The following is a 1,244-nucleotide window of genomic DNA, read 5'->3' as shown; positions in this document are numbered from 1 at the left end:
CGGCCGGACTCTCCGCGCTCGTGGACGACGAGGCCGAGATGGGCGTCTGCGTCGTCGACATGGGCGGCGGCACCACCAGCGTCGGCGTGTTCTCCGGCGGGCACCTCGTCCACGTGGACGCCCTGGCGGTCGGCGGCCACCACGTCACCATGGACATCGCCCGCGGCCTCTCCACCCGGATGGCGGCGGCCGAACGGCTGAAGACCCTCTACGGCTCGGCCCTGTCCACGCCTTCCGACGACCGCGACATGATCGCGGTTCACGGGGTCGGCGAGGACGAGGGCGAGGCCCCGGCCCACATCCCGCGCTCGCAGCTCGTGCGGATCATCAAGCCGCGGGTCGAGGAGGTGGTCGAGCTGGTCCGCGACCGCCTGCGGGACGCGGGCTTCGCGGCCCAGGCCGGACGGCGCGTGGTCCTCACCGGCGGCGCCAGCCAGCTCGTCGGCCTGCCCGAGGTCGCCCGCCGCGTCCTCCAGGGTCAGGTGCGAATCGGACGGCCCCTCGGGATCCGGGGTCTGCCGGAAGCCGCAAAGGGCCCGGCCTTCTCGGCGGCGGTCGGCCTGCTGGTCTACCCGCAGGTGGCGCATGCCGAGCATTTCGAGCCGCGGGGGCACGGCGCCTTCGCGGCGACCGGAACCGACAACTACCTGAACCGGGTCGGCCGCTGGCTCCGGGACAGCTTCTAGGGTTTCGCATCCGCCCCCGCGGACGGGCGGATCGAAGAGTATCCGGCGCCCAGGCGTCGCACGGAAAGCACAGTTAGCGAGAGGCTCGACACCATGGCCATCACCCTCCAGGCGCCGGACATCCGGGAACTCAAGCCCCGCATCACCGTCTTCGGCGTCGGCGGCGCCGGCGGCAACGCCGTCAACAACATGATCGAGTCGGGCCTGCTCGGCTGCGAATTCGTCGTGGCCAACACGGACGCCCAGGCGCTCACCTCCTCGAAGGCCGAGCGGGTGATCCAGATGGGCCTGGGCGTGACGCAGGGCCTCGGCGCCGGCTCGCACCCGGAGGTCGGCTCGGCCGCCGCCGACGAGGTGATCGACGAGATCCGTGATCAGCTCTCGGGCGCCCACATGTGCTTCATCACCGCCGGCATGGGCGGCGGCACCGGCACCGGCGCCGCTCCGGTCATCGCCCGTGCGGCCCGCGACATGGGCATCCTGACGGTCGGCGTCGTGACGAAGCCGTTCCAGTTCGAGGGCATGCGCCGCATGCGCACCGCCGAATCCGGCATCCAG

Annotated in this window: 1 protein-coding gene and 1 pseudogene; both read left to right on the top strand. The window is 72.3% G+C overall.

The annotated features are described in order from the left end of the window. A partial coding sequence (gene ftsA, locus I53_RS00745; protein ID WP_043345582.1) for a cell division protein FtsA occupies positions 1-686 on the top strand: 686 nt, incomplete at its 5' end. Positions 687-779: 93 nt separating this feature from the next. Further along, a pseudogene (locus tag I53_RS00740) lies at positions 780-1,244 on the top strand (cell division protein FtsZ); the annotation flags it as partial.

Source organism: Methylobacterium sp. B1, from assembly GCF_000333255.1.
Taxonomy (GTDB): domain Bacteria; phylum Pseudomonadota; class Alphaproteobacteria; order Rhizobiales; family Beijerinckiaceae; genus Methylobacterium; species Methylobacterium fujisawaense.
Note: the sequence above shows the minus strand (reverse complement) of the source record. Positions and strands in the feature narration are given on the sequence as shown.